25 protein-coding genes are annotated in these 26053 nt (G+C 73.6%); 14 read left to right on the top strand and 11 right to left on the bottom strand.

Annotated features, from left to right (window positions below; all coding sequences use genetic code 11):
• Positions 1-116: 116 nt before the first annotated feature.
• Positions 117-1991, bottom strand: coding sequence for an alkaline phosphatase family protein (locus ACFVDM_RS15975; RefSeq protein WP_383639028.1), 1875 nt, complete (start codon positions 1989-1991; stop codon positions 117-119).
• A gap of 215 nt (positions 1992-2206) precedes the next feature.
• Entirely contained in the window at positions 2207-3148 is a 942-nt protein-coding gene (locus tag ACFVDM_RS15970) for a hypothetical protein (RefSeq protein WP_383639025.1), read from the bottom strand.
• Between the two features lie 323 nt (positions 3149-3471).
• Between ACFVDM_RS15970 and hydA the strand changes: the two genes are divergently transcribed.
• Together hydA and ACFVDM_RS15960 are read left to right on the top strand one after the other, a co-directional pair.
• A complete protein-coding gene (gene hydA, locus ACFVDM_RS15965) occupies positions 3472-4863 on the top strand; it encodes a dihydropyrimidinase (RefSeq protein ID WP_383639023.1) in 1392 nt (463 codons plus the stop codon).
• Positions 4864-5104: 241 nt separating this feature from the next.
• Positions 5105-6106, top strand: coding sequence for a TIGR03842 family LLM class F420-dependent oxidoreductase (locus ACFVDM_RS15960; protein ID WP_383639020.1), 1002 nt, complete (start codon positions 5105-5107; stop codon positions 6104-6106).
• A 7-nt stretch (positions 6107-6113) separates the two neighbouring features.
• On the opposite strand, the gene ACFVDM_RS15955 is transcribed toward ACFVDM_RS15960, so the two are convergent.
• Positions 6114-6887, bottom strand: coding sequence for a hypothetical protein (locus tag ACFVDM_RS15955; RefSeq protein ID WP_383639017.1), 774 nt, complete (start codon positions 6885-6887; stop codon positions 6114-6116).
• Between the two features lie 198 nt (positions 6888-7085).
• Here ACFVDM_RS15955 and ACFVDM_RS15950 point away from each other — a divergent pair, with 198 nt between their 5' ends.
• Positions 7086-7433 carry a hypothetical protein gene (locus ACFVDM_RS15950; protein ID WP_383639014.1) on the top strand — a complete coding sequence of 116 codons (348 nt, stop codon included), beginning with the start codon at positions 7086-7088 and terminating at the stop codon, positions 7431-7433.
• Here the strand turns inward: ACFVDM_RS15950 and ACFVDM_RS15945 are convergent.
• Positions 7417-7557 carry a hypothetical protein gene (locus ACFVDM_RS15945; protein ID WP_383639011.1) on the bottom strand — a complete coding sequence of 47 codons (141 nt, stop codon included), beginning with the start codon at positions 7555-7557 and terminating at the stop codon, positions 7417-7419. The two genes, ACFVDM_RS15950 and ACFVDM_RS15945, sit on opposite strands and share 17 nt — an antisense overlap.
• 331 nt (positions 7558-7888) lie before the next feature.
• On the opposite strand from ACFVDM_RS15945, the gene ACFVDM_RS15940 reads away from it, so the two are divergent.
• Positions 7889-9352 carry an amidase gene (locus tag ACFVDM_RS15940; protein WP_383639008.1) on the top strand — a complete coding sequence of 488 codons (1464 nt, stop codon included), beginning with the start codon at positions 7889-7891 and terminating at the stop codon, positions 9350-9352.
• Positions 9353-9355: 3 nt separating this feature from the next.
• Here ACFVDM_RS15940 and ACFVDM_RS15935 read toward each other — a convergent pair whose 3' ends face one another.
• Entirely contained in the window at positions 9356-10162 is an 807-nt protein-coding gene (locus ACFVDM_RS15935; RefSeq protein ID WP_383639005.1) for a class I SAM-dependent methyltransferase, read from the bottom strand.
• Positions 10159-11142, bottom strand: coding sequence for a carboxymuconolactone decarboxylase family protein (locus ACFVDM_RS15930; RefSeq protein ID WP_383639002.1), 984 nt, complete (start codon positions 11140-11142; stop codon positions 10159-10161). Before ACFVDM_RS15930 ends, ACFVDM_RS15935 begins: the two co-directional genes overlap by 4 nt.
• A 169-nt stretch (positions 11143-11311) precedes the next feature.
• On the opposite strand from ACFVDM_RS15930, the gene ACFVDM_RS15925 reads away from it, so the two are divergent.
• Entirely contained in the window at positions 11312-12505 is a 1194-nt protein-coding gene (locus ACFVDM_RS15925; RefSeq protein WP_383638999.1) for a sensor histidine kinase, read from the top strand.
• On the top strand, positions 12502-13182 hold the full coding sequence (locus ACFVDM_RS15920) for a response regulator (RefSeq protein ID WP_383638996.1): 681 nt from the start codon (positions 12502-12504) through the stop codon (positions 13180-13182). Before ACFVDM_RS15925 ends, ACFVDM_RS15920 begins: the two co-directional genes overlap by 4 nt.
• A gap of 9 nt (positions 13183-13191) precedes the next feature.
• Here ACFVDM_RS15920 and ACFVDM_RS15915 read toward each other — a convergent pair whose 3' ends face one another.
• A complete protein-coding gene (locus tag ACFVDM_RS15915) occupies positions 13192-14256 on the bottom strand; it encodes a biotin/lipoate A/B protein ligase family protein (RefSeq protein WP_383639171.1) in 1065 nt (354 codons plus the stop codon).
• Between the two features lie 283 nt (positions 14257-14539).
• On the opposite strand from ACFVDM_RS15915, the gene ACFVDM_RS15910 reads away from it, so the two are divergent.
• From ACFVDM_RS15910 to ACFVDM_RS15900, 3 genes are all read left to right on the top strand, one after another.
• Positions 14540-15811, top strand: coding sequence for a ricin-type beta-trefoil lectin domain protein (locus ACFVDM_RS15910; RefSeq protein WP_383638993.1), 1272 nt, complete (start codon positions 14540-14542; stop codon positions 15809-15811).
• Positions 15812-15846: 35 nt separating this feature from the next.
• Complete coding sequence (locus tag ACFVDM_RS15905) at positions 15847-17208, top strand: ricin-type beta-trefoil lectin domain protein (protein ID WP_383639168.1); 1362 nt, start codon at positions 15847-15849, stop codon at positions 17206-17208.
• A gap of 130 nt (positions 17209-17338) precedes the next feature.
• A complete protein-coding gene (locus ACFVDM_RS15900; protein WP_383638990.1) occupies positions 17339-18166 on the top strand; it encodes an inositol monophosphatase family protein in 828 nt (275 codons plus the stop codon).
• A 22-nt stretch (positions 18167-18188) separates the two neighbouring features.
• Here the strand turns inward: ACFVDM_RS15900 and ACFVDM_RS15895 are convergent, their stop codons facing one another.
• Positions 18189-19046, bottom strand: coding sequence for an SDR family NAD(P)-dependent oxidoreductase (locus ACFVDM_RS15895; RefSeq protein ID WP_383638986.1), 858 nt, complete (start codon positions 19044-19046; stop codon positions 18189-18191).
• A gap of 90 nt (positions 19047-19136) precedes the next feature.
• Between ACFVDM_RS15895 and ACFVDM_RS15890 the strand changes: the two genes are divergently transcribed.
• Positions 19137-19568, top strand: coding sequence for a MarR family winged helix-turn-helix transcriptional regulator (locus ACFVDM_RS15890; protein WP_383638983.1), 432 nt, complete (start codon positions 19137-19139; stop codon positions 19566-19568).
• Between the two features lie 35 nt (positions 19569-19603).
• On the opposite strand, the gene ACFVDM_RS15885 is transcribed toward ACFVDM_RS15890, so the two are convergent.
• Positions 19604-20389, bottom strand: coding sequence for a nucleotidyltransferase domain-containing protein (locus ACFVDM_RS15885; protein ID WP_383639165.1), 786 nt, complete (start codon positions 20387-20389; stop codon positions 19604-19606).
• A 171-nt stretch (positions 20390-20560) separates the two neighbouring features.
• On the opposite strand from ACFVDM_RS15885, the gene ACFVDM_RS15880 reads away from it, so the two are divergent.
• Together ACFVDM_RS15880 and ACFVDM_RS15875 are read left to right on the top strand one after the other, a co-directional pair.
• Entirely contained in the window at positions 20561-21994 is a 1434-nt protein-coding gene (locus ACFVDM_RS15880; RefSeq protein ID WP_383638980.1) for a phytoene desaturase family protein, read from the top strand.
• A gap of 56 nt (positions 21995-22050) precedes the next feature.
• The gene (locus ACFVDM_RS15875) at positions 22051-22587 is read left to right on the top strand and encodes an O-acetyl-ADP-ribose deacetylase (RefSeq protein ID WP_383638976.1); all 537 of its coding nucleotides are present in this window, start codon (positions 22051-22053) and stop codon (positions 22585-22587) included.
• 27 nt (positions 22588-22614) lie between these two features.
• Here ACFVDM_RS15875 and ACFVDM_RS15870 read toward each other — a convergent pair whose 3' ends face one another.
• Positions 22615-22923 carry a UBP-type zinc finger domain-containing protein gene (locus tag ACFVDM_RS15870; RefSeq protein WP_383638973.1) on the bottom strand — a complete coding sequence of 103 codons (309 nt, stop codon included), beginning with the start codon at positions 22921-22923 and terminating at the stop codon, positions 22615-22617.
• Positions 22924-23154: 231 nt separating this feature from the next.
• Between ACFVDM_RS15870 and ACFVDM_RS15865 the strand changes: the two genes are divergently transcribed.
• Positions 23155-24642 carry an AlkA N-terminal domain-containing protein gene (locus ACFVDM_RS15865; protein WP_383638970.1) on the top strand — a complete coding sequence of 496 codons (1488 nt, stop codon included), beginning with the start codon at positions 23155-23157 and terminating at the stop codon, positions 24640-24642.
• Positions 24639-25187, top strand: coding sequence for a methylated-DNA--[protein]-cysteine S-methyltransferase (locus ACFVDM_RS15860; RefSeq protein ID WP_383638967.1), 549 nt, complete (start codon positions 24639-24641; stop codon positions 25185-25187). The genes ACFVDM_RS15865 and ACFVDM_RS15860 overlap by 4 nt, the downstream gene beginning before the upstream one ends.
• Positions 25188-25321: 134 nt before the next feature.
• Here ACFVDM_RS15860 and ACFVDM_RS15855 read toward each other — a convergent pair whose 3' ends face one another.
• Positions 25322-25903: a TMEM165/GDT1 family protein gene (locus ACFVDM_RS15855; protein WP_383638964.1), complete on the bottom strand. Its 582-nt coding sequence runs from the start codon at positions 25901-25903 to the stop codon at positions 25322-25324.
• Positions 25904-26053: the final 150 nt, after the last annotated feature.

Raw genomic sequence — 26053 nt, 5'->3', positions numbered from 1 at the left:
TGGCGGCGGGGGGGCCGGGGGCGGCGCGGGGGGGGGGGGGGGGCGGGGCCCCGGGGGGGGCGGGGGGGGGGGGGGGGGGGGGGGGGGGGCGGGGGCGCCCCCCCCACCCCGTGGGGTCAGCCCCGGTGGCCGGTGGGGCGGGTGAGGTCCAGGGCGCGGACCGGGTCGAGTTCGCCGTAGTACGCGAGGCCCTGGTGGCTCACGCCGGTGACGGTCAGCGCCGCCCGACCGGTGCCCGGGGCGACGGTCCCCTTCAGCCGGACCGAACCGTCCTTCCCCGTGATGCCGGTGAGCCGGCGCACCGTGCCCTCCCAGCTCAGCTCGGCGGTGACCTCGGCACCCTTCACCGGCCGGCCCTGCGCGGTCCGCACCACGGCGTCCGCGGTCACCTTCCAGGCGGACGGCGAACCGGGCCGGCCGAGCAGCCGGGTGGTGGCGCCGAACGAGGCGACGGCGAGCTGCGACGGCGGGTTCGGCTGGGTCAGGGCGACCTGGTCGACGGTCCAGAAGGCGCTGTTCGTCCCCGTGTACCGGAAGCTCAGCCGTGCTTCCCGGGCCCCCGACGGCACCGCCAGCTCCAGGTGCTCCACGGTGTTCGCGTTCGCCCGGTAGGCCTTGACGAGCCGCGGGGCGCCGTCGTCGTAGGACACGTACACATCACCGGTCTGCGGACCGTCGACCCGGTAGTCCGTGGCGAAGGAGAGCGTGGCCGTGGCCGCGCCGTTCAGCCGGTACGCGGGGCTGACCAGGGTGGAGTCGAAGGCACCCGCGGCGTGCGCCCTGTCGTCCCACTCGTCGGAGTCGGCCACCGCGAAGACGTCGCGCGCCCGCACGTTCGTCTCACGGCCCTGGCCGCGTTCGGCGTTGGACCAGAACGCGTCGGTGGCGAAGGCCCAGCCGCGCCACTCGGTGACCCCACCGGACGGCATCCGGGAGTTGTCGATGCTCCAGCCGTCCGGCGCGGTGTTCGTCCAGCCCTTGAGGTCGGCCGCGAGACCGGTCTCGTCGACCCGGGTGCGCAGTGCCGGGCGCAGCGCGTCGAAGGCGTCCGGCCGCAGATCGGCGAGCGCGGCACCGTCGAGGTCCCAGGCCGGGTCGGTGGCGACGCCCTCGTGGCGCAGGACGGTGGGCGCGATATCGGTGATCTTCACGTCGTCGCGGACCGATCCGGGCGCGATGCCGCCGCCCCGGGCGAGGACGAACGTGCCTCGCTCCAGCGGGGTGTTGCCGCCGTGACCGCCGGTCGGGGTGTGGCCGTGGTCGGCGGTGACGACGACGAGCCAGTCCTCGGAGGCGTACGTCGGACGGGCGGCGACGGCGTCGAGCAGCCGGCCGACCTGGGTGTCGGCGGTGTGCAGGGCCTTGAGATAGGCGTCGCTGGAGGAACCGGAGCCGTGGCCGGCCCCGTCGACCTCGTCCAGGTGCACGAAGGTGGAGTCGGGGTTGCCGTGCGCGAGGTAGTCCTCGGCCTTCGCCGTGGTCCCCTCGTCGTCGCCGCCGGCGATCCGCAGGTCCGTCTTCGCCCCGAACACGATCTGGGGGATCGGGCTCCAGGTGCCGACCACGAGCGTGGACACCGACGGGTCGGCCGTCTCCAGCCGGGTCGCGTAATCCGGGTACCGGCCGTAGTTCGGGGCCGTGAAGTCGTTGTCCGTCACATGGTGCTTGTCGGGCCAGACACCGGTGGCGATGGACGACCAGCCGGCGCCGGAGACGGTGGGCGCCATGGGCGAGGCGTACAGATTGCTGCGGGCCGTCAGACCCTCGGCGCGCAGCCGGTCCAGACGGGGCACATCGGCGCGCGCGAAGGCGTCGAAGGTGGCGCCGTCGATCCCGATGACCAGGGTCTTCGCCTTCTTGGTGCCGGACGGGAGCCCGGCGTACGGGGCGGCGGCGTCCCGCGCGTGGGCGCTGGCGACGGTGAACGGGAGGGCGAGGGCGGCGACGGCGGCGACGGCCGCCGCCGTGCGTGCGGAGCGCGGAAGGGACACGTGATCCTCCGGGATCGGTCGGTGGCACCGGGCGTTTCGGGGGCCCGGTCACCTCGCCGAGACTCCCGGCCGGGGGTGATCGGCCCGCACCGCGAACGGGACGGGCGCATGAACCGCACCCGACATCTGGACCAGACCCGTCACCGTTCCGTGATCTGTGACGAGGCGTCAGGCGCAGTGCTCCGACGCCCCGTCGTGCCCGGTGCCCCGTCCGGCTACCGCCCGACGCGGTCGAACCGCAGCGACCCCCCGAAGTTCTCGTCGTCCGTGCCCCACAGCCCCAGCCCGCGCGGCAGCGCGGCGACGGCCTCGATCTTCCGGTTGTCCCGGCGGGTGAAGCGCACCAGCGGGACCAGAGAACCCTCCGGTTCGAGCCGCAGCACCGCGTCATGGGCGTGGTTCACCCTGAACCGCCCCGCCTCGTACACCGCCGAGGCGAACGGGCCGTCGTCCACATTCGGGTCGGAGGCCGCCGACACCAGGACCGTGCCGTCCGCGCGCACCTTCAGATCGCTGATGTGGCGCACCTCGTCCCGGTCCGGGAACGGTACGGAGAACTCCTGCCGGGCCGTCACCGTGCCGAACTCCAGGCCGTCCGCCCCGATGCGCACCCGGGCCGCGCCGACGACCGCCTTCTCCGGGCCGCTGCCCCGGGTCGCCCACACCGCGTAGGTCCGCCCCGAGCGGTCCAGGTGCAGCGCGAAGGCCTCGTAGTTGTCGCCGTCGTGCCGCCCCGGCAGGGCGACCGGGCCGCGCCGGACCGTCGCCCGCCCGCCCGCCACCACGAAGTGGTACGCCTCGCCCCGGCTGGCCAGCGCGACATAGTGGCCCGGCCGGCCGGGCACGGCGTCCACGGCCTCCAGGTCCTTGGGGAGCGCGCCCCGCCACGTCAGTTCGCGCACGACCGGGGCCCGGCCCGGACGCAGGCTCACGCTCGCCACCCGGCTCTGGTCCTCCGCCTTGTTGTCCCGTACGACGACGGCGTCGACCCGGTCGCGGCCCGCCGGAGCGCCCTCGACCAGCGCCAGACCGCTGACCCCGCCGGTGATGCCCGTACCGACCCGCTGCCAGCCGTCGGACGCGGCCGAGGCGCCCGGGAGCACGGTGGCGAGGGCGGCGCAGGCGGCGGCCGTGACGATGAATCCGTTTCTGATCATGGAGTGACGGTAGGGCGGAGCTCGCCGCCCGGGGCCGAACCACCGCTCCCCGCACCGGGGTTCCGCCCGCACGAGTGAACCGGGGGTACGCGGGGCGACGGACGCGCCGCCCGGGGCCCGCAGCGCCGGACGGGTGAAACCGCACCGTCTTCAGCGGTGTGCGGAGGCGGTATTGCCACAGTGGGTACCCCACTCCTACGTTCTTCAGCACGCCCTCTGTCTACGTGCGTAGACCGAGCGGGGTGCGCCGCGCCGGCCCGCGTACCTCCCGACGGCGGCTCATGAGTGAACGGCCCCGACCCGACGCGAATGGAGCAGAAGCCTTGGCACGCACCCTCATCACCGGCGGACTGGTCATCACCGCCGCCGACGAACTGCACGCCGACGTCCTGATCGACGGCGGCCGCGTGGTGGCCCTGGCCACCCCCGACAGCCACGGCTGGACCGCCGACCGTGTCATCGACGCCACCGGGAAGTACGTGATCCCGGGCGGGGTCGACGGCCACACCCACATGGAGATGCCCTTCGGCGGGACGTACGCCTCCGACACCTTCGAGACCGGCACCAGGGCCGCCGCCTGGGGCGGCACGACCACGATCATCGACTTCGCGATCCAGTCCAAGGAGCACACACTCGCCGAAGGGCTCGACGCCTGGCACGCGAAGGCGGACGGTGTCTGCGCGATCGACTACGGCTTCCACATGATCATGTCCGACGTGAACGAGTCCTCCCTCCGGGAGATGGACGCTCTCGTCGCGTCCGGGGTCACCTCGTTCAAACTGTTCACCGCCTACCCCGGGGTCTTCTTCTCCGACGACGGCCAGATCCTGCGCGCCATGCAGCGCGCCGCGTCCAACGGCGGACTGGTCATGACCCACGCGGAGAACGGCCTGGCCATCGACGTCCTGGTCGAACAGGCGCTGGCGCGCGGCGAACGCGACCCGCGCCACCACGGGGAGGTCCGCAAGGCCCTGCTGGAGGCGGAGGCCACCCACCGGGTGATCCGGCTCAGCCAGGTCGCCGGAGCCCCCCTCTACGTGGTGCACGTCTCCGCCCGGGAGGCCGTCGCCGAACTCGCGCGCGCCCGGGGCGAGGGACTGCCGGTCTTCGGCGAGACCTGTCCCCAGTACCTCTTCCTGTCCACGGACAACCTGGCCGAGCCCGGCTTCGAGGGCGCCAAGTACGTGTGCTCCACGCCGCTGCGCCCCAAGGAGCACCAGGAGGTCCTGTGGCGGGGGCTGCGGACGGACGACCTCCAGGTGGTGTCCACGGACCACTGCCCGTTCTGCTTCAAGGGCCAGAAGGAGAAGGGCCTCGGCGACTTCTCGAAGATCCCCAACGGCATGCCCGGCGTCGAGAACCGTATGGACCTGCTGCACCAGGCCGTCGTCGACGGCCGTATCGGCCGCCGCCGCTGGATCGAGATCGCCTGCGCGGCCCCGGCCCGGATGTTCGGCCTCTACCCGAAGAAGGGCACCATCGCGCCCGGCTCCGACGCCGACATCGTCGTCTACGACCCCAGGGCCCAGCAGACGATCTCCGCCGCCACCCACCACATGAACGTCGACTACTCGGCCTACGAGGGCAAACGCGTCACCGGCCGGGTCGAGACCGTCCTGTCACGGGGCACCGTCGTCATCGAGGACCGCGCGTACGTCGGCCGGCCCGGCCACGGGACGTACGTGCCCCGCGGTCTGTGCCAGTACGCCAACTGAGCCGCGGGGTGCGCCGGGAGACGGCCCGCCGCGCGCGGCCCCCTCCGCGCACGCACCCCGCTCCCGCGCGACGCGCATCCCGGACGGGTCGGTGCACGGTCCGGTATGCCCCCCTGTGGAAGGATCGTCCGCACCGCTCCGCCCGACCGGCACCCCGGAACCCCGCCCGCCCGCGCGCGCCCCCGCACCGCAGGAGCGCGAGGGCGGCCCCCTGTCATCTCCCACACCAGGAGCAACCGGCATGGACTTCGGACTCGTACTCCAGACGGACCCGCCCGCCTCGGCCGTGGTCGGCCTGATGCGCCGCGCCGAACGCAACGGCTTCCGCTACGGCTGGACCTTCGACTCGGCGGTGCTCTGGCAGGAGCCCTTCGTCATCTACAGCCGCATCCTCGAACACACCGAACGCCTCGTCGTGGGGCCCATGGTGACCAACCCCGGCACCCGCACCTGGGAGGTGACCGCCTCCACCTTCGCCACGCTCAACGAGATGTACGGCAACCGCACGGTCTGCGGCATCGGCCGGGGCGACTCCGCGATGCGCGTCGCCGGACGCCACCCCAACACCCTCGCCCGCCTCGGCGAGGCCATCGACGCCATCCGCGACCTCGCCGAGGGGCGGGAGGCGCTGATCGACGGACAGCCGGTCCGGATCCCCTGGATCAGGAACGGGAGACTGCCCGTCTGGATGGGCGCGTACGGACCCAAGGCCCTCGCCCTGGCCGGGCGGAAGGCCGACGGCTTCATCCTCCAGCTCGCCGACCCCTTCCTCACCGAGTGGATGATCAAGGCCGTGCGGGACGCGGCCGCCGGGGCGGGCCGGGACCCCGACGCCGTCACCATCTGCGTCGCCGCCCCCGCGTACGTCGGGGACGACCTCGCCCACGCCCGGGAGCAGTGCCGCTGGTTCGGCGGCATGGTCGGCAACCACGTCGCCGACCTGGTCTCGCGCTACGGCGAGCACTCCGGCCTCGTCCCCGAGGCCCTCACCGCGTACATCGCCGGACGCGCCGGGTACGACTACAGCCACCACGGCCGCGCCGGCAACCCCGACACCGCCTTCGTGCCCGACGAGATCGTCGACCGCTTCTGTCTGCTGGGCCCGCCGGAGGCGCACATCGAGAAGCTGCGCGTCCTGCGCGACCTGGGCGTCGACCAGTTCGCCGTCTACAACATGCACGACGCCCGCGAGGCGACCATCGACGCGTACGGAGCCGAGGTCATCCCCGCGCTGACGGGCTGAGGGCCCCTCACACCGGATTGTCCGTGCGCCCCAGCAACGCGCTGAGATCGAACGTCTCGCTCGGCGACGGCGTGTTCCTGGGCACCGGATCGCCGAAGGCGGAGAGGTTCACCACCGCGTCGGCGCCGTTGCCCCGCACGCTCAGGCGCAGCGGGTACGGCTTGCCGGTGGCGGCGACGTCCACCGTGAGGGTGGTGCCGTCGCGCATGCGGGTCAGCGGGATCACCGGGGCCCCGTCGACGGTGGTCTTCTCCCCCTTGTTGAGGGTGCCGGTGTCGTCGTTGGCGTTGTCGCTGACGAGTTTCTGGAAGGTGTTGAGATCGCAGGTCTTCGTCACGGCACGGAGCCGGGGGTCGTCGGCCTTGCCCTTGACGTAGCGGTCGCCGATGATCGCGGCGAACGTCGTCCCGCCGTTGGGGACCTGGTTCTTCCAGAAGTCGGCGTCGGGTTTGATCCAGATGTCGTCGCCGCGCTTCACGACGAGCGCGGAGCCCTGGTCGCTCCCCAGGTCGACCGAGCCGTTGCAGTTGCCGTCGCGGTCCAGGGTCAGCTCCAGGGAGGTGGACGTCCCGCCCTCGGAGAGCTTCCCCTCGGAACTCAGGTGCAGGGACTCCACGCCGAGCAGCGCGTCGCGGGAGCGGTCGGCGATCTGCTGCGCGGAGAGCGTGTCGATGTCCTCCGCGTGGGCCACGCCACCGCCGATGACGCCGCCTGCGGTGACGCCGAGTACCAGGGCGGCCGTCCAGGCCGCCGGGCGGGTGCCGAGGTGTGAACCGGTCACGTTCGCCTCCTCGAAAGGTCGTGGCGGGAGTGTGCGGGTCTGCCTTCGGTCATTCGAGCGTACGTCGGCGGCGAGCCGCCCGCCCGCGCGGACCGGACCCGCACCCCGTGCACGCAGCGTGACGTTCCGGGCGGTTTTCGGTCGCCCGGACAGGGGGACGGTTGCCACGCACCGACCGTGTACGACCGAGAGGGAACCATGACCACACCGCTGAACCGCCTGTCCCGCGTCGCCGCCGTCGCCGGGCTGACCACCGCACTCGCCCTCTCCACCGGTCTGACCGCCGCCACCGCCGCGGCCCCGGCGGCCACCCCGCCCGGCCTCTCCTGCGACACCGGCAAGCACGCCGTCGACGACTACACCGGCTACGCGCTGTGCCGGAACAACGGCAACTCCCCGCAGACCTTCTGGGTCCACCTCGTCTGCGGCTGGTCCCCCGACGTCGACGGCGAGCACGTCACCCTCGACCCGGGCCGGTCCGGCCAGTCGACCGCCCACTGCGCGGGCCTCGGCACGGGGATCGGGGAGATCACCGTGCAGCCGTAGGGGGTGACGAGGCGCGCGGGCAGCGCCGGGTGGCGAAGCGTTCGTGCGCGGGCCCGTCGGTGGCGCGGCGGGCGTTGCGGGACGGACGCGCGCCGTGGTCGAGCAGGATGCGCGTGAGCTTCATGCCGTGCGCCCCGGCCCACCGCTCCAGCGCCTCGTACGCCGTCCCGGTGCCCGGACGTCCATGATCCGCGACCGGCCGCACCGTCGGATGCGTCTCGAAATCGCCCTCGAACTCCCTGTGTTCCGCCCACTCGCTCGTTCGCCGTCCGGGCGCGCGTCCGCACGGCCCGCCCCGTACGGGAACGTAACAAGCGGCACGGACAGCGGGCCCTCGCCCTTGAGCCCCCCGCCCCCGCTCGTTACTCTCCGGTAAGTCCGTACGGGCGTCCGCCGAGGCATCCGTCCGGCGGTCAGATGCCCCGTCCGGCGCGGTACGAGGGAGGCAGGAGCCGATGTCCTCAGAGCGGTCCACCGGGGTGGAGGCCGGGCTGGCCGGCAGTGTGCGGGCGCTCGCGGCGGGGGAGACGACATCGGCGCGGCTGGTGGCCGGGGCGCTGGAGCGGATCGCGCAGAGCCAGGGGCGGATCAACGCCTTCCGGCATCTGCGGGAAGAGGCGGCGCGGGCCGAGGCCGAGGAGGCGGACCGCCGGCTCGCGGCGGGGGAGCGGCTGCCCCTGCTCGGGGTGCCCGTCGCGGTGAAGGACGACACCGATGTGGCGGGGCTGCCCACGCACTTCGGATGCGCGGGGGAACGGCCGCCCGCGACTGCCGACAGCGAGGCGGTGCGGCGGCTGCGGGCCGCGGGCGCGGTCGTCGTGGGCAAGACGCACTCCTGCGAGCTGGGGCAGTGGCCGTTCACGGAGGGGCCCGCGTTCGGCGCCACCCGCAATCCGTGGAACACCGCCCACACCCCCGGCGGCTCCTCGGGCGGTTCGGCGGCGGCCGTCGCCGCGGGGCTCGTGCCCGCCGCGCTCGGCTCGGACGGCGCGGGCTCCGTCCGCATCCCCGCCGCCTGGACCCACCTCGTCGGCATCAAACCGCAGCGCGGCCGGATCTCCGTCCATCCGCACGGCGACGCCTTCCAGGGGCTCACCGTCAACGGCCCGCTGGCCCGCACCGTCGAGGACGCGGCCCTGCTGCTGGACGCCGTCGCCGGGCCCCATCCCGACGACCCGCACCGCCCGCCGCCCGTCCGGGCCGCCGAGGCCGCCCGCCGCGAACCCGGCCGGCTGCGCATCGCGCTCGCCTGGCGGCCTCCGCTGACCCTCACGCGCGCCGCGCCCCACCCCGACATCCGGCGTGCCGTCACCGCGCTCGCCGAGACCCTGGCCCGGCTCGGCCACGACGTCGAGGAGGCGCGCCCCCGCTACGGGCTCATCGGCCTCGGCTTCGTGCCCCGCGCCACCGCCGGCATCGCCGAACTCGCCGCCCGCCACCCCGAACCGGCGCTGCTGGACCCCCGTACCCGCAGCGCCCTGCGCACCGGCACCCGTCTCGGCGGCCGGATCGTGCGGGCGGCCCGTGCCCGTGAGGTGCGCCAGCACCGCAGGATCGGGGCACTGTTCCACCCGCCCCGGGGCCGCTCCGGACCCGGCTTCGACGTGCTGCTCACCCCGACGACCGCCCTGCCCCCGCCCCGGATCGGCCGCTTCGACGGGCTGAGCGCCTGGCGCACCGATGTGGCGATCGCCGAGGCCTGCCCGTACGCCTGGCCGTGGAACGTCCTGGGCTGGCCCGGTGTCAACGTCCCCGCAGGGTTCACCCCGGACGGTCTCCCCGTCGGCGCGCAGCTCCTCGGCCCCTCCCGGAGCGAGGAGACCCTGATATCCCTCGCCGCCCAACTGGAGGCCGAGCTCCGCTGGGCCGGCCACCGGCCGCCGGGATTCGCGGGAGGCGGGGAGCGGCGCACCCCGTGACGCTCAGGGGCGGTGCGCCGTCACCACCCAGACCCCGGCCCGCAGCAGCACCCCGTGCGGTGACTCGTACGGCCGGAACACCTCCTCCATCGCCGCTTCGGTGGCCTCGGAGACGGCGAGGCCGTGGGTGCGCGAGAGGTGGAACGCCACCGCGTCGGCCGCGTCCTTCCCCCACCAGGTCCGCGCGTCGACGCCCCGGACGGTGATGTCCGCGAACCCCGAGGCGCCCAGCACCGCGCGGACCCGGTCCGGCTCCGACAGCGACGCCATCGCCTCCGCCACCGGATTGCCGCCCGGATGCTCCCGGCCCAGCAAGGCGGACAGGGTGCGGAGTGTCCGGCTCTCCTCGCCCTCCACCGGCGCCGGCCGGGGACAGAGGAACACCAGCCGGCCGCCCGGCCGCAGCGCTCCCGCGATGTTCGTGAACGCGGCGACCGGGTCGGCGAAGAACATCACCCCGCCCCGGCTGAGCGCCAGATCGTAGGCACCGGGCTCGAAGGCGCAGGTCTGCGCGTCCGCCAGCCGGTAGGTGACACGGGGGAACCGGTCGGCATCGGTCAGCGCGCGGGCGGCGTCGAGCAGCGGCTCCGAGAGGTCGACGCCGGAGACCTCGACCCCCGGTGCCCGCAGCGCGGCCGTCCTGGCGGTGTGGCCGCTGCCGCAGCCGATGTCCACCACCCGCTCCCCGGCGCGGATGCCCGCCGCCTCGAACAGCGCGGCGTCGAATCCGCCGAGCATGGCGTCGTAGCGGTCCGGGTGGGCCGCCCAGTGCGCCCCGAGCGGGCCGTTCCAGGCTTCGGCGACGTTCACGCGTGGTCCCTCGCATCCGTGGTGAGCGTGGCCTCGACCCGTCCGACGGCGAGCATCGCGCCGAAGGCGATCAGATGGACGAGGCAGTGGTCGGTGAACGGGGGCGCAAGCCAGGCGGCCACGTCCTCGTCCGTGATCCGGTACGGGGCCCGCGCCGCGAGCACCGCCAGCCGGGCGCCCGGCCGCTCCGCCCGGTCCGGCAGCTCCGCGCCGGTCAGGGGCAGCGGGGTGACACCGTCCCAGGACGCCACCGACGCGCGGACCAGCGCCGCGTCCTCGTCGCTCAGCAGACCCGCGCCCGTTTCCGCCGCCGTGCGCAGCGCGCCGAACGCGGTCCCGGCCGGAGTACCGCCCGCCCAGGCGGGCGCCTCGCCCTCGGTCTCCAGCAGGGGCAGGCTCAGCCCGGCGACCGGGGTGCGCCGCACCGTACGCGACAGCGCGCGGCCCGCCACGCTCCGCACACAGCGGATCCGCTGGAGCCCCATCGGCAGCATGCTCTCCGTCAGCAGTGCCGAGACGATCCGGTTGATGAAGTGGAACGCGAGCGCGGTGCCGATCAGTTCGGGCGCGTCGGCACCCGGGAACGGCGGCGGGGTGCTCATGTCCTTGCCCCAGGCCAGCAGCGCCCGGTGGCCGGGATCGTCCGGCACACCGCCCCGCGCGATGGTCTCGGCCAGCCGGTGGTCGCCCGTGGCGTGCAGCAGCACCGTGTGCGCGTCCACGCAGAACGGACAGCGGTTGGCGAGCGACACCCCGGCCGCCACCACCTCCTTGTCCGTACGGGACACGTGTCCGGCCAGCAGCGTCTCGCGCAGCAGCGCCCAGGCCGAGGTGAGCAGCGGAGGGGAGGCCGACAGAACGACGAAGGTCGCCGCCCGGTCGATCCCGAAGTCGGTGGACATCTGGGCGTACACGTCCGCGACCACGCCGGTCGCGGACTTCGGAGGTTCGGGTGAGGTGTAGCGGAAGGGTCCGGTCATGGCGACGATGCTCGCCCCCGCACCGGCGCCCCGTCGTCGTACCGCCGGAGGCACCGCGGGCTGCTGCCCGGCGACCGGCGGCGGGCCGGAACTACTCCCCGGGGAGTAGCGGCGGGCCCGTCCCCCGGGGCGATGCCCCGTCCGCCGTACGGGAGTTAGTGTGCCGCACATGACGGGGGACACGGACAGCACCACGACCGGGGGACGCCGAGCCGGCCCGCCCCGCGGCGACCGGGCCGCGCTCCGCGCCCGGCTGCTCGACGCGGGGCTCGCGGCCGCGATCGGCGCGGCGGTCGTCGCCGCCGCCCTGGCGGCCTCCGACCCGGACGCCCTGGACCTCGTGCTGATCGCGGGGGGATCGCTGGCCCTGGTGGAGCACCGCCGCTCCCCGCGCGCCGTGCTGACGGTCACCACGCTCGCCCTGTTCGGCTACGTCCTCCACGACCGCCCCGGCAGCTGGGCGGCCTTTCCCGTCCTGGCCGCCGTGCACGCCGCCGCCCGCAGCGGACACCGCGGCTGGGGGACGACGGCCGGTGCCCTCTTCCTCGGCGGCTACTTCACCGTCCTGCTCACGGCGGAGCCGGCCGTCGAGGGCGTCGTGGAACGGACCCTGCTGCTCCTGGGCTGGTTCCTGTGCGCCGGGGTCACCGGGCTCATCGACAAGAACTGGCAGGCGTACCTCCGCCAGACCGAGCAGCGGGCCCTGGACGCCGAACGCGGCCGGGAGGAGGCCGCGTTGCGCCGGGCCGGCGAGGAACGGCTGCGGATCGCCCGGGAGTTGCACGATTCGCTGACCCACTCCATCTCCATCGTCAAACTCCAGGCCGGTGTCGCCGTCCATCTCGCCCGCAAACGCGGCACCGAGGTGGAGCCGGCACTCCTCGCCATCCAGGAGGCGAGCGGGGAGGCGATGCGCGAACTGCGCGCCACCCTGGAGGTGCTCCGCACCGAGGCGGCCGGACCGGGCAGCGGGCTCGACCGCATCGGCGAACTCGCCGACCGCGCCCGGGGCGCGGGCATCACCCTCGCGGTCACCGTCACCGGCCACGAGCGCCCGCTCCCCGCCGCCGTGGACCGCACCGCGTACCGGATCGTGCAGGAGGCCCTGACCAACGTCGCCCGCCACGCCGACCGGGCCCCGACCACCGTCGCCCTCTCCTACGGGCCCACGGCCCTGACCGTGCGCGTCGAGGACCGGGGCCCCTGCGGCCCCGGCGACACGATCACCGCCGGCACCGGCCTCACCGGCATGCGCGAGCGGGTCGCCGCGCTCGGCGGCACCCTCGCCGCCGCCCCGCGCCGCGCCGGAGGCTTCGCCGTGCGCGCCGAACTCCCGCTCCCCGCGACCGGATCCGCCGGATGAGCGGCGAGGACGCCCCGCTCCGGGTGCTCATCGTGGACGACCAGGCCCTGATGCGGGCCGGATTCCGGGCGCTGCTCGACGCGGAGGACGGCATCGAGGTCGTCGGTGAGGCGGAGAACGGGCGCGCCGGGGTGGAACTGGCCCGGCTGCACACGCCCGACGTCGCCCTCGTCGACGTACAGATGCCCGTGATGACCGGGATCGAGGCCACCCGGGAGATCGCCGCCGACCCCCGCCTCGGCGGTGTCCACGTGGTGATCCTCACCAACTACGGGCTGGACGAGTACGTGTTCGACGCGCTGCGGGCCGGGGCCGCGGGCTTTCTGCTCAAGGACACCGAACCGGCCGAACTGCTCCGGGCCGTCCGGGTCGCGGCGCGCGGCGACGCGCTGCTCTCGCCCGCCGTCACCCGCCGGCTGATCGGGGAGTTCGTCGCCAGGCCGCCCGACCGGGCGAGTGCCCCGGGCTTCGAGACCCTGACCCGCCGCGAACGCGAGGTCAGCGCCCTGGCGGCGCGCGGTCTGACCAACGAGGAGATCGCTGCCCACATGGTCATCAGCCCGTTCACCGCCAAGACCCACATCAGCCGCGCCATGACCAAGCTCGGCGCCCGCGACCGGGCCCAACTCGTCGTGTTCGTCTACGAGTCGGGCCTCGTCGAGCCGCGCGGGCGCTGAGGGTGCCGGTCACGGCACCCGGGCGGTCCACTCCGGCGTCGCGAACTTGGTGCGGACGAGTTCCTCGGCGCGGGCCAGCTCGCCCGGCGTCACCGCGCCCCGGGTGAGACCGTGCCGCCGACGGAAGGACTCGATCATGCGCTCGATGACGGTGTGCCGGGGGAGCCCCGTCTGCCGGCGCAGCGGGTCGACGCGCTTCTTGGCGCTCTTCGTGCCCTTGTCGGACATCTTCTCCCGGCCGATGCGCAGCACTTCGAGCATCTTGTCGGCGTCGATGTCGTACGACATGGTCACATGGTGCAGCACCGCTCCGGGGCCGCCGTCGGGCCCCACCACGCGCTTCTGCGCCGCGCCCGCGATCTTTCCGACCTCGGTCGCGATGTCGTTGAGCGGCTGGTACCACGCCTTGATGCCCATGTCGCCGAGGGCTTCGAGGACCCAGTCGTCCAGATACGCGTAGCTGTCGGCGAAGGAGAGCCCGGAGACGAGGGACTGCGGGACCGCCAGGGAGTACGTGATGGTGCTGGCCGGTTCCGCGAACATCGCGCCGCCGCCGGAGACGCGGCGGACGACGGTGACCCCGTGGCGTTCCACTCCCTCCGGATCGACCTCGTTGCGCAGCGACTGGAAGCTGCCGATGATCACGGCGGGGGAGTCCCACTCCCACACCCGGAGTGTCGGCGGACGGGTGCCCGCCGCGACCTCGGCCGTGATGACCTCGTCGAGCGCCATATGGAGGGCGGGGGACTGCGGCGCGTCGTGGATGAGCTGCCAGTCGTAGTCGCTCCACTCGGTGGCGTGCGCCAGCGCCCGGCGTACGGCGACGGCGACGCCCTCGGAGGTGAGACCGAGCATCACCGTCGACTCGGGGAGCGCCGCGTCGATCCGGGCGGCCAGCCCGGTGGTGTCGGTGGTGGCCGGGGCGCCCTCCAGCGCGGCGTCGATGGCGAGGATCGCCTCGTCCGGCTCCAGGAAGAAATCGCCTGCCACCCGTACGTCGCGCAGGGCCCCGCCCCGTACGTCCAGATCCACCACGACGAGCTTGCCGCCGGGCACCTTGTACTCACCGTGCACAGCCATGCCTCCAGTTTCCGTCCGGGACCCAAGCCTATGAACCGGTCCGAACGGACATAACGCCGACGCCTCGGGGTTTACTCCGACGTCTCGGGGTCTACTCGGTCGGCCGCGTATCCACCCGTCCGGCCCGTGGTATGGACCAGACCCTTGACACCCGCTTCCTTCACTTCTTAAATCACCTACTGAACTAAGTGCGCGCTCTGCTTCCGTCATGTGAATGAATGACATGCGCATGGCGAAGCCCCTTCCCCTCCCCACACCCCCCCCGGAAGGGAGAGTCATGGACTCCCCACGCCGTTCGAAGCGGCTGCTCCACGCCGTACTCCCGGTTCTCACCCTCGCCCTGGTCACCACGGCCCTGGCCGGCGGCCCCTCCGCCGCGTCGGCCGCCCCGGCCCCCGCGGTGCAGGCCGCCGCCGTCACCACTTTCGCCGATGAATTCGACGGCGCCGCCGGATCCGCGGTCGACGGCGGCAAGTGGCTCATCGAGACCGGCGACAACGTCAACAACCACGAGCGGCAGTACTACACCTCGGGCAACAAGAACGCCGCGCTCGACGGCCAGGGCCACCTGGTCATCACCGCCCGCAAGGAGAACCCCTCCAACTACCAGTGCTGGTACGGCACCTGTCAGTACACCTCCGCACGGCTCAACACCTCCGGCCGGTTCACCCAGGCGTACGGCCATGTCGAGGCGCGGATGAAGATCCCGCGCGGCCAGGGCATGTGGCCCGCGTTCTGGATGCTCGGCGACGACATCGGACAGGTCGGCTGGCCCAACTCCGGCGAGATCGACATCATGGAGAACGTCGGCTTCGAACCGTCCACCGTGCACGGCACACTCCACGGCCCCGGATACTCCGGCTCCGGCGGGATCGGCGCGGGCTACACCCTGCCGAACGGGCAGGCCTTCGCCGACGCCTTCCACACCTTCGCCATCGACTGGGCACCCGACTCCATCTCCTGGTCCGTGGACGGCACCGTCTACCAGCGCCGCACCCCCGCCGACACGGCCGGCCGGACCTGGGTCTTCAACAAGCCCTTCTTCCTCATCCTCAACCTCGCCGTCGGCGGCTACTGGCCCGGCGACCCGGACGGCAACACCGCGTTCCCGCAGCAACTCGTCGTCGACCACGTGCGGGTGACCACCGGTGACAGCCAGCCGCAGACCGGCGGCACCATCACCGGGATCGCGGGCAAGTGCGTGGACGTGGCCGGGGCGTCGACCGCCAACGGCACCCCCGTACAGCTCTACGACTGCAACGGCAGCAACGCGCAGAAGTGGAGCGTGAACGCCGACGGCAGCATCCGCGCCCTCGGCAAGTGCCTCGACGTGGCGTCCGGGGGAACGGCCGACGGGACCGTGGTCCAGCTGTGGGACTGCAACGGTTCGGCGGCGCAGAAGTGGACGGTCACGGGGGCGAAGGACATCGTCAATCCGCAGGCCGACAAGTGTCTGGACGCCACGGGCAACATCTCGGCCAACGGCACTCGGCTCCAGATCTGGACCTGCGCCGGCACCGCCAACCAGAAGTGGACGGTGAACAAGTGACGGCCCATCGCTTCCTGCACGGTCGTGCCTCCGCCGTGCGCGGACTGCTCGGCGCCGGGGCCGCCGCCGTCCTGCTGGCCGGACTGACCGGCACCCCCGCCCAGGGCGCCGCCGCCGCGGCCGGTCAGATCACCGGGATCGCGGGCAAGTGCGTGGACGTGGCCGGCGCGGGCACGGCCAACGGCACCGCCGTACAGCTCTACGACTGCAACGGCAGCACCGCCCAGCAGTGGGACGTCGGCACGGACGGCAGCATCAAGGCACTCGGCAAATGCCTGGACGTGGCGTCCGGCGGGACCGCGAGCGGCACCGTGGTCCAGCTGTGGGACTGCAACGGTTCGGCGGCGCAGAAGTGGACGGTCACGGCGGCCAGGGACATCGTCAACCCGCAGGCCGACAAGTGTCTGGACGCCACGGGCAACAGCTCGGCCAACGGCACCCGGCTCCAGATCTGGACGTGCACCGGCGCCGCCAACCAGAAATGGACGGCCCCCACCGGCGGCGGCGACCCCACCACCCCGCCCGCCGGGGCCATGGCCGTCGCCCCCTACCTGTACAACGGCTGGGGCAGCCCGCCCAACCCGGCCACCGTCATGAGCGCCACCGGTGTCAAGTGGTTCACGCTCGCCTTCGTCCTGAGCAACGGCTACTGCAACCCGCAGTGGGACGGCGGCAGACCGCTCACCGGCGGCGTCGACCAGCAGACCGTCAACACCGTCCGCGCCGCCGGCGGGGACGTCATCCCGTCGTTCGGCGGCTGGAGCGGCAACAAGCTGGAGAGCTCCTGCTCCAGCGCGGGCGAACTGGCCGCCGCCTACCAGAAGGTGATCAACGCCTACGGGCTCAAGGCCATCGACATCGACATCGAGGCCGAGGCCTACGACAGCGCCACCGTCCAGCAGCGCACCGTCGACGCGCTGAAGACCGTGCGGGCCGCCAACCCCGGCATCAAGATCTACGTCACCTTCGGCACCGGCCAGAACGGCCCCGACGACAGCCTGATCCGCAAGGCCGCCGCCTCCGGCCTCACCGTGGACAGCTGGACGATCATGCCGTTCAACTTCGGCGGCGCCGGCCAGGACATGGGCGCGCTCACCGTCCGGGCGGCCGAGGGGCTGAAGAACACCGTCAAGAACGCCTACGGCTACTCCGACGACGCGGCCTACCGGCACACCGGCATCTCCTCGATGAACGGCATCACCGACAACAACGAGACGATCACGGTCGCCCACTTCCGGACCATCCTCGCCTACGCGCAGCAGCGCCACCTCGCCCGGCTGACGTTCTGGTCGCTCAACCGCGACCGGCCGTGCACCGGCGGCGGCGCCGACAGCTGCTCCGGCGTCTCCCAGCAGCCCTGGGAGTACACGAAGGTCCTCGCCCAGTACGCCGGCTGACCCCGGACCGTCGGGAGGGCGGCGGGTGCGCGGCGGGAGGGGCACCCTCCGCGCACCCGCCGTTCCCCGGCCACCTCCCGGCCATGACCGGGCCGCCGGCGCCCCGGAGCCCCGTGCTTAGCTGGAGGGCATGATCGATGACTTTCTCGCCGGGGACTTGTCCGACGTCGAGGCGGCGGTCCGCGCAGCGGCCGCCGCCGAGATCATGCCGCGCCACCGGCAGCTCACCGACGACGAGATCGTCGAGAAGAACGGACCGCACGACCTGGTCACGACGGCCGACCGGCTGGCCGAGCAGCACCTCACCGCCTCCCTGAGCCGGATCCTGCCCCGCTCCGTGGTCGTCGGCGAGGAGGCCGTGCACGCCGATCCGGCGGTGTACGAGGCGCTGAGTGGCGAGGCCCCCGTGTGGATCGTCGACCCGGTGGACGGCACCCGCCAGTTCGTACGGGGCGAGACGGGATTCTGCACCCTGGTCGCCCTCGCCCACCGGGGCGAGCTGCTGGCCTCCTGGACGTACGCCGCCGCCCTCGACACGATGGCCGTCGCCGTGCGCGGCGGCGGGGCCGTGGTCGACGGCGCCCCCATACGCTCCGGCTCGCCCGCCCCCGACGCCGCGCTCCGGGTCGCCATGTCGCATCCCGACTACACGACGGACGCGCAGAAGCGGGCCCTGCTGGGCCTGAACACCGACGGCATCGAGCCCCGCCCCTGCGGTTCGGCCGGGCTCGAATACCTGGCCGTCGCCCGGGGCGAGATCGAGGCCGTCGCGTTCAACTGGGAGTACGCCTGGGACCACGCGGCGGGCCTGCTCCTGGTCGCCGAGGCGGGCGGCCACCAGGCCACGCTGTCCGGCGAGCCCTTCCGTATCACCGGCGGCAACGCGCTGCCCTTCACCGCCGCCCGCGACCGGGCGACCGCCGACCGTGTGCTCAGCGCGCTGCGCACCGGGGCCTGAGCGGCGCGAACGCGCGGGCGCCTCAGCGGGCCAGCAGCTCGCGGGTGAGGGCGGCGAGACGGGCGCGGGCCGACGGGTCGTACGCCTGGGCATGGGCGGGGGCGTCCGTGAAGCGGTCGAAGTAACGGCCGCTGACCCCGGCGAGCGCCGGGTCGGTGATCAGCCGCACTGTCGGGCGCACGCCCTCCTCGACGGGGACGGCCGGCGTCAGCCCGTACGCCCTGACCCCTTCGGTGTCCATGAGGTGGGCGGGGTGGAGGGCGTTGAACGTGACTCCGGTTCCGGGCGTCTCCTCGGCGGCCAGGTCGAAGGTGGACATGATCAGCGCGAGCTTGCTGCGGCAGTAGGCCTCCAGGCCCTCGTAACCGCGCTCCATCATCACGTCGTCGAAGTCGACGGGTGACTGCCCGACCGAGGCGACCTGTACGACCCGCGCCGGGGCGGAGGCCCTCAGCAGCGGCAGGAGTTCCCGGGTGAGCACCTGCGGCGCCAGATGGTTGACGGCGAAGCGCAGCTCATGGCCCTGCGCACTCAGCTCGCGGCGCAGCGGCTCGGAGCCGCCGCCGGCCACCGCGTTGTTCACCAGGACGTCGAGGCGGGGCTCGGCGGCCCGCACCCGTGCGGCCAGGGCACGGACCTGGTCCAGGTCGGAGAGATCGGCGAGGTAGGTGCGCACCGGTGCCCTGCCGCCCGAGACGGTCCGCACCTCGGCGGCCGCCCGGTCGAGCCGCCCCCGGTCGCGCCCGTGCAGCAGCAGGGTCGCGCCTCGTCCGGCCAGATCCCGGGCGAGGTGGAGGCCGAGCCCCTGGGTGGCGCCGGTGATGAGAACGGTCCGGTCGACGACCTCGGGGGCGGGGTGGCGCAGATGTTCAGTATCCATGGGTTGAGTTATATCAAGGGCTTTATGGTCAGCCCATGCCTTATATGTGATCGATCCTTGCTTCATGAGCGGGCCTGTACGCTCGCGGGCATGGGAATGACCGCCGGTGAACGCCTCGGCGCGGACATCAAACGCGCAGAACAGGCCCTGATGGCCGCCAAGAGCGCCGCGCTGAGGGGTGTCGATCTGAGCGTCGCGCAGTACGCGGCGCTGTTCGCCCTGGACGGCAACCCGGGGATGTCGGGAGCGGCGCTGGCCCGCGCCTGTCTGGTGACCCCGCAGGCGATGGCGGCGGTGCTCAAGCATCTGGAGGAGCGCGGCCTGATCGCCCGATCGGTGCACCCGTGGCATCAGAAGATGCTGGAGACCCGTCTGACGGACGCCGGGTCCGAGGTGCTGCGGCTGGCCGACGAGCAGGCCGTACGGATCGAACGCCGCCTCGCGGACGCGTTCACGCCGCAGGAGCGCGACACCCTGCGCGCCCTGCTGGCCCGCAGCGTCGAGGCCATCAAGCAGGACTGAACCGCGCGCCCCGGCCGGGAAGGGGCCGGCCGGGATCAGGCCGACCGCGCCGACAGCATCCCGCGCACGTCGCGCACGATCCGCCCGGCCGACTCCACCGCCGCGGTGTCCAGCCCCCGCAGGGCCTCGCCGACCCGCTCGGCGAAGCCCGCCGGGGTGTCGGGGAGGGCCGCCGCGGCGGCCAGCGCGCCCTTCTCGTTGAGGCACCAGGTGCGGTGATGGGCGTGCAGGGACTGGGCCAGGACGCCGAAGGCCCGGGACAGGCAGAGCGACACATGGAGCCGGTCGTCCGAACCGGCCGACTTGGCGGCCGCCGCGACCGAGAAGTCCGCCTCCCAGGCCGCGTCGGCCAGCGCCCTGCGCAGCGGTTCCGGATATACGGCGGTCTGCCGTCGCAGTTCCGTCAATTCGCCGTGCGGATCCGCCAGCACGCGGGCGAGCGCGACCTCGCCCGGATACGCGGGGGACCAGAAGCCGAGCGGATGGCCGGGCTGGATCCCCACCTCGAAGCGGCCCTCGCGGCAGTCGGCCCAGACGGATTCGACGCGGTCCAGATCGCGGAGGATCCAGTCCACCTGGACGTTGTCCACGCGCAGCCAGGCGCCGCCGTCGACCCAGGGGCCCCAGCCGCCCGGACCGGCGATTTCGACGGGCGAACCCTGGAACTCCGAGGCCAGCGCGGTCAGCGCGGCGAGGTCCGGCGCGCCCCGGTAGTACAGCCCGAGGTCCCAGTCGGAGTCCGGACGGTGGGTGCCCCGGGCCCGGCTGCCGCCGAGCGCGACCGCCCGGATTCCGGCGACGCCGGTCAACTGCTCGGCCATGGCCGCGATCCGGGGCGGCACGGAGGCATCGGACGGTGCGGCGGGGGCGGACGGCTGCGGAGAGGCGGAACGTGGAGTGGTCATCGGTCGGTGACCCTACCCGCGCCCCCGCTGTCGGTGCCTGCGAATATCCTGGGTGCCCAGACCGTCGGCTGACAAAGGAGTCCGAAGGTGCCGTCGATGCTCGATGCAGTCGTCGTGGGGGCGGGCCCCAATGGACTGACCGCCGCGGTCGAACTGGCCCGCAGGGGCTATGCCGTGGAGGTCTTCGAGGCCGGAGCGACCGTCGGCGGCGGGGCGCGCACGGAGGAGCTGACGCTGCCGGGCTTCCGGCACGACCCCTGCTCGGCCGTCCATCCGCTGGGCATCGGCTCGCCCGCCTTCGACACGATGCCGCTCGCCCGCCACGGCCTGGAATGGATCCAGCCCGATCTGGCGCTCGCCCACCCCTTCCCGGACGGCACCGCGGCCGTGCTGGCCTCCTCGGTGGGGGAGACCGCCATGGCGCTCGGCCCGCGCGACGCGGGCGCCTACCGACGGCTGGTCGAGCCCTACATCGGCCACTGGGACACCCTCGCCCAGGACTTCCTGCGCACCCCGTGGGACGGACTGCCCCGCGACCCCTACCGCTGGGTCCGCTTCGGACTCGACGCGATCCAGCCCGCCACGCTGCTCTCCCGCCGCTTCCGGGGCGAGAAGGCCCGCGGTCTGCTCGCCGGACTCGCCGCCCACGCCATCGCGCCCACCAGCGGCCTCGCGACCGGCGGCATCGCCCTGCTCTTCGCCCTCGCCGCCCACGAGCGGGGCTGGCCGGTGCCGCGCGGCGGCTCCCAGTCCATCTCCGACGCCCTCGCCGGGTACCTCCGGGAGCAGGGCGGCGTCATCCGCACCGGCACCGAGGTCAAGCGGCTGGACGAACTGCCGCCCGCCCGCGCCTACGTCTTCGACACCTCGCCGACCGCGCTCGCCCGGATCGCCGGACTCGGCCGCGCCTACCGGGGATACCGCTACGGCGCCTCCTGCTTCAAGATCGACTACGCGCTCTCGGGCCCCGTCCCCTGGACCGCCGAGGAGGCCCGCCGCGCCGGCACGGTCCACATCGGCCCCACGGCCGGCGAGATCGACGCCGCGCTCCGTGCCGCCGTCACCGGCCGCGACCCGAGCGTGCCCTTCCTCATCACCGCCCAGCCCAGCCTCTTCGACCCGTCCCGCGCCCCGGAGGGCAAGCACGTCTTCTGGGCGTACGGACACGTCCCGGCGGGCTGGGAGGGCGACGCCACCGACGTCATCGAACGCCAACTGGAGCGCTTCGCCCCCGGCTTCCGCGATCTGGTGCTCGCCCGCGCGGTCGCCGGCCCGCCCCGGCTCGCCGCCCGCAACGCCAACTACGTGGACGGCGACGTCGCCTGCGGGGCCTTCGCCGGACTCCAGACCGTCATCCGCCCCCGGCTCGCCCGGATTCCGTACGCGACCGCGCATCCGTCGGTCTACATCTGCTCCTCGGCGACCCCGCCCGGCCCCGGGGTGCACGGCATGTCCGGACACCACGCGGCGAAGGCCGTCTGGCGGCGGCTGCGGGAGACGGGGCCGGCCGCCCGCCGGTGACGACCGGCCTGCCCCACCGGCCCCCACGGCCCGTTCCGCAACGGCAGAATGGCCTCATGCGCACACCTTCCACCGTCGCCGTCACCCTCGTCCGGGGCGACATCACCCAGCAGTCCGTCGATGTCGTCGTCAACGCCGCGAACTCCTCCCTGCTCGGCGGCGGCGGAGTCGACGGGGCGATCCACCGCAGGGGCGGCCCGGAGATCCTGGCCGCCTGCCGCGATCTGCGCGCCTCGACGTACGGCAGGGGACTGGCCACCGGGCAGGCCGTCGCCACCACCGCCGGACGGCTCGACGCCCGCTGGGTCGTCCACACGGTCGGACCGGTCTACAGCAGCGCCGAGGACCGCTCGGCCCTCCTGGAGTCCTGCTACCGCGAATCGCTGAAGGTCGCGGCGGAGCTGGGCGCGCGGACGGTCGCCTTCCCCGCGGTCTCCACCGGCATCTACGGCTGGCCCATGGACGACGGCGCGCGCATCGCCGTGCGCACCGTGCTGGCCGAGGCCGCGCCGCCCGTCGAGGAGGTGCGGTTCGTGCTCTTCGACGCGCACGCGTACGTGGAGTTCGAGGAGGCGTTGGCCGCCCAGCGCTGAGCCCCGGACCCGCCGGGGCCGTGCCGCTCAGGCCTCCCGCGCGGGGCCGACGCCGTCCACGTCGAAGGTCACCTGGTCCTCGTAGCACCACCACCAGGTCTCGCCCGGTTCGTAGGAGCGGACCAGCGGATGTCCCGAGGCGCGGAAATGGGCGGTGGCGTGCTGGTTGCGCGAGGAATCGCAGCAGCCCACGTGCCCGCAGCTCTGGCACATGCGCAGATGCACCCAGCTGTCCCCCTGCGCCACGCACTGCGGGCAGGAGTCGGGACTGTCCGGAGGGACGCTCCGCACCTGGTCGAGGTGGGAACAGATCGGCGCGGACGACGCGTCCGTCATGACGGCTCTCCCTTGCGCTCGCGTACGGTGCTCGGGCACCCCCGCTCCGTGCGGTCCCAGCCGGTCCACCCGGCCCACGGGCCCCACGGCCCCCTCCAGCCTCTCATCGCGCGGATGCCTGTCAACTCGCCGCCCGCCCCTTCACCAGGGCCCGCGCGAGGGTGCGGCGGGCGCACGCCCATGTCGGATTTCCGCCAGCCCCGGCCCGGGACCGTGACCCATGCTGGGACCATGCACACCGACACCGAGCGCTGCGTCCGGGCCGTCCGCTCCAAGGACGCCCGCTTCGACGGCTGGTTCTTCACCGCGGTCCTGACCACCCGCATCTACTGCCGCCCCAGCTGCCCGGTCGTCCCGCCCAAGACCGAGAACATGACGTTCTACCCGAGCGCCGCCGCCTGTCAGCAGGCCGGATTCCGGGCCTGCAAACGGTGCCGGCCCGACACCAGCCCCGGATCGCCCGAGTGGAACGCCCGCGCCGACTCCGTGGCCCGCGCGATGCGCCTGATCAGGGACGGCGTCGTCGACCGGGAGGGCGTCCCGGGACTGGCCGCCCGGCTCGGCTACTCGGCCCGCCAGATCGAACGGCAGCTGCTCGCCGAGCTGGGCGCCGGACCGCTGGCCCTGGCCCGCGCGCAGCGGGCGCAGACCGCGCGGCTGCTCATCGAGACGACCGGGATGCCCATGGCCGAGGTCGCCTTCGCCGCCGGGTTCTCCTCGATCCGCACCTTCAACGACACGGTCCGCGAGGTCTTCGCCCTCGCCCCCGGGGAACTGCGCGCCCGCGCCGCCCGCTCGGCCCGTCCCCCTGCGACCCCCGGCGTGATCGCGCTGAGACTGCCGTACCGTGCCCCGCTCAACCCGTCCAACCTCTTCGGGCACCTGGCCGCGACCGCCGTGCCCGGTGTGGAGGAATGGCGCGACGGCGCCTACCGCCGCACCCTCGACCTGCCGCACGGCCACGGCATCGTCTCCCTCGCGCCCCGCCCCGACCACATCGCCTGCCGGCTCTCCCTCACCGACCCCCGCGACCTCACCCGGGCCATCAGCCGCTGCCGCTGGCTGCTCGACCTGGACGCCGACCCGGTGGCCGTGGACGCGCAACTGCGCGCCGACCCGCTGCTCGCGCCGCTGGTCGACGCGGCCCCGGGACGCCGGGTGCCGCGCACGGTCGACGGCGCGGAGTTCGCCGTACGCGCGGTTCTCGGCCAGCAGGTCTCCACCGCGGCCGCCCGGACGCACGCGGCCCGGCTGGTCACGGCGTACGGCACCCCCGTGGACGATCCGGAGGGCGGGCTGACCCATCTCTTCCCGCCCCCGGAGGCCCTGGCCGGACTGGACCCCGAGCGGCTGGCACTGCCGCGCTCCCGCCGCCGGACACTCACCACGCTCGTCGGGGCGCTCGCGGACGGCTCGCTGCGGCTGGGCCCGGACAGCGACTGGGAACGCGCCCGCGCCGACCTGGACGCCCTGCCCGGATTCGGCCCCTGGACCGTCGAGGTCATCGCGATGCGGGCCCTGGGCGATCCGGACGCCTTCCTGCCGACGGACCTCGGCATACGCCGCGCCGCCCAGCACCTGGGCCTGCCCGCGACCCCCGCCGCGCTGACCGCCCGCGCCGCGGACTGGCGGCCCTGGCGCGCGTACGCCGTCCAGTACCTCTGGACCGTCGACGACCACCCCATCAACCATCTCCCCCCGGCCGAAGGTTCCTCGTGAGCACCGCATCCGCATCCGCAACCGCATCCGCATCCACCGGCCCGGCCGAGCGCCGGCACACCGTGACCGACAGCCCCTACGGGCCGTTGACCCTCGTCGCCGCCGACGGGGTCCTCTGTGGCCTGTACATGACCGGACAGCGGCACCGGCCGCCCGAGGAGACCTTCGGCGTCCCCGATCCCACCCCGTTCGACGAGGCGATCGGGCAGCTGGACGCGTATTTCGCCGGTGAACTACGCGCCTTCGACCTGCCGCTGCGCCTGGAGGGCACCCCGTTCCAGCGCCAGGTCTGGGCGGAGCTGCGCCGCATCCCGTACGGCGAGACCCGGACGTACGGGGAACTGGCCGGGAACCTGGGCCGGCCGGGGGCGTCCCGGGCCGTGGGCCTGGCGAACGGGAAGAACCCGGTCGGGATCATCGTGCCCTGCCACCGCGTGATCGGGGCCTCGGGCAGCCTCACCGGCTACGGCGGCGGCCTGGACCGCAAACAGCGGCTGCTGGCGTTCGAGAACGGCTCCGAGGACAGCGTTCCGGTGCTCTTCTAGGGTTCCGCGCCGGCCGCAGAAAAAGGGGCGGGCCCCCGCGCGGAAACGCGGGGGCCCGCCCCTTTCCTCGCCCCACCGACCGGACCGGACGAGGACCGGCCCGGACGGAGGCTCGGACCGGACGGAGGCCAGGATCAGACGAAGATCTCGATCACGGTCCAGATCGCCAGACCCAGCATGCACAGTCCGCCGATGCGCTGGACCGTCTTGAGCGGGACGCGCTTGGCGATGAAGCGGCCCGCCAGGAGCGCCAGGGCCGATACGGACATCAGGGCGGCGGCGGAGCCGATGGCCGTGGACCAGGCACCGTTGCTCGCGGCCAGGTTGGCCGTGGTGATCTGCGTCAGATCGCCCCACTCGCTGATGAACACGGCCATGAACGCGGTCGAGTACACCGGCCAGAAGCCCGTCACGGTCTTCGGGCCGTCCTCGTCCTCGTCGTCGCCCCCGTCGGCCCGCAGCAGCATGAAGGCGCCGAAGGCGAACAGCGCGGCGGAGACGATCTTGACGATCCAGCCGGGCAGCAGCCCCAGGAGGCCGCCCGCCCCGACCGCGATGGCGACATGGACGATGAACGCGGACGAGGTGCCGAACCAGACGTAGAGCGGGCGCATGCGGGTGCCCATGGCGAGCGACGCGAACATCGTCTTGTCGGGGAGTTCGGCGAGGAAGATCAGCCCGAAAGCGGTGATGATCGCCAGGGGGTCGAGATGCATTCCGGGTGGCTTTCTGTAGGAGCCGGGCTCCGGATCTTCCGCGAAGTGCCGCTCGGGCGTCTCGGAGGACCACTCGGCCCGGCATGACGGCACCGCCCACGGGATGTGGACGTGTCATACCTGACCGAAGGTCTCGCCCGTCCGTGCCGG

Origin of the sequence: Streptomyces sp. NPDC057682 (genome assembly GCF_042799575.1) — a bacterium.
In the GTDB taxonomy this organism is placed as follows: Bacteria; Actinomycetota; Actinomycetes; order Streptomycetales; family Streptomycetaceae; genus Streptomyces.
The sequence above is the reverse complement of the archived record's forward strand: the minus strand, read 5'-3'. Positions and strand labels throughout refer to the sequence as shown.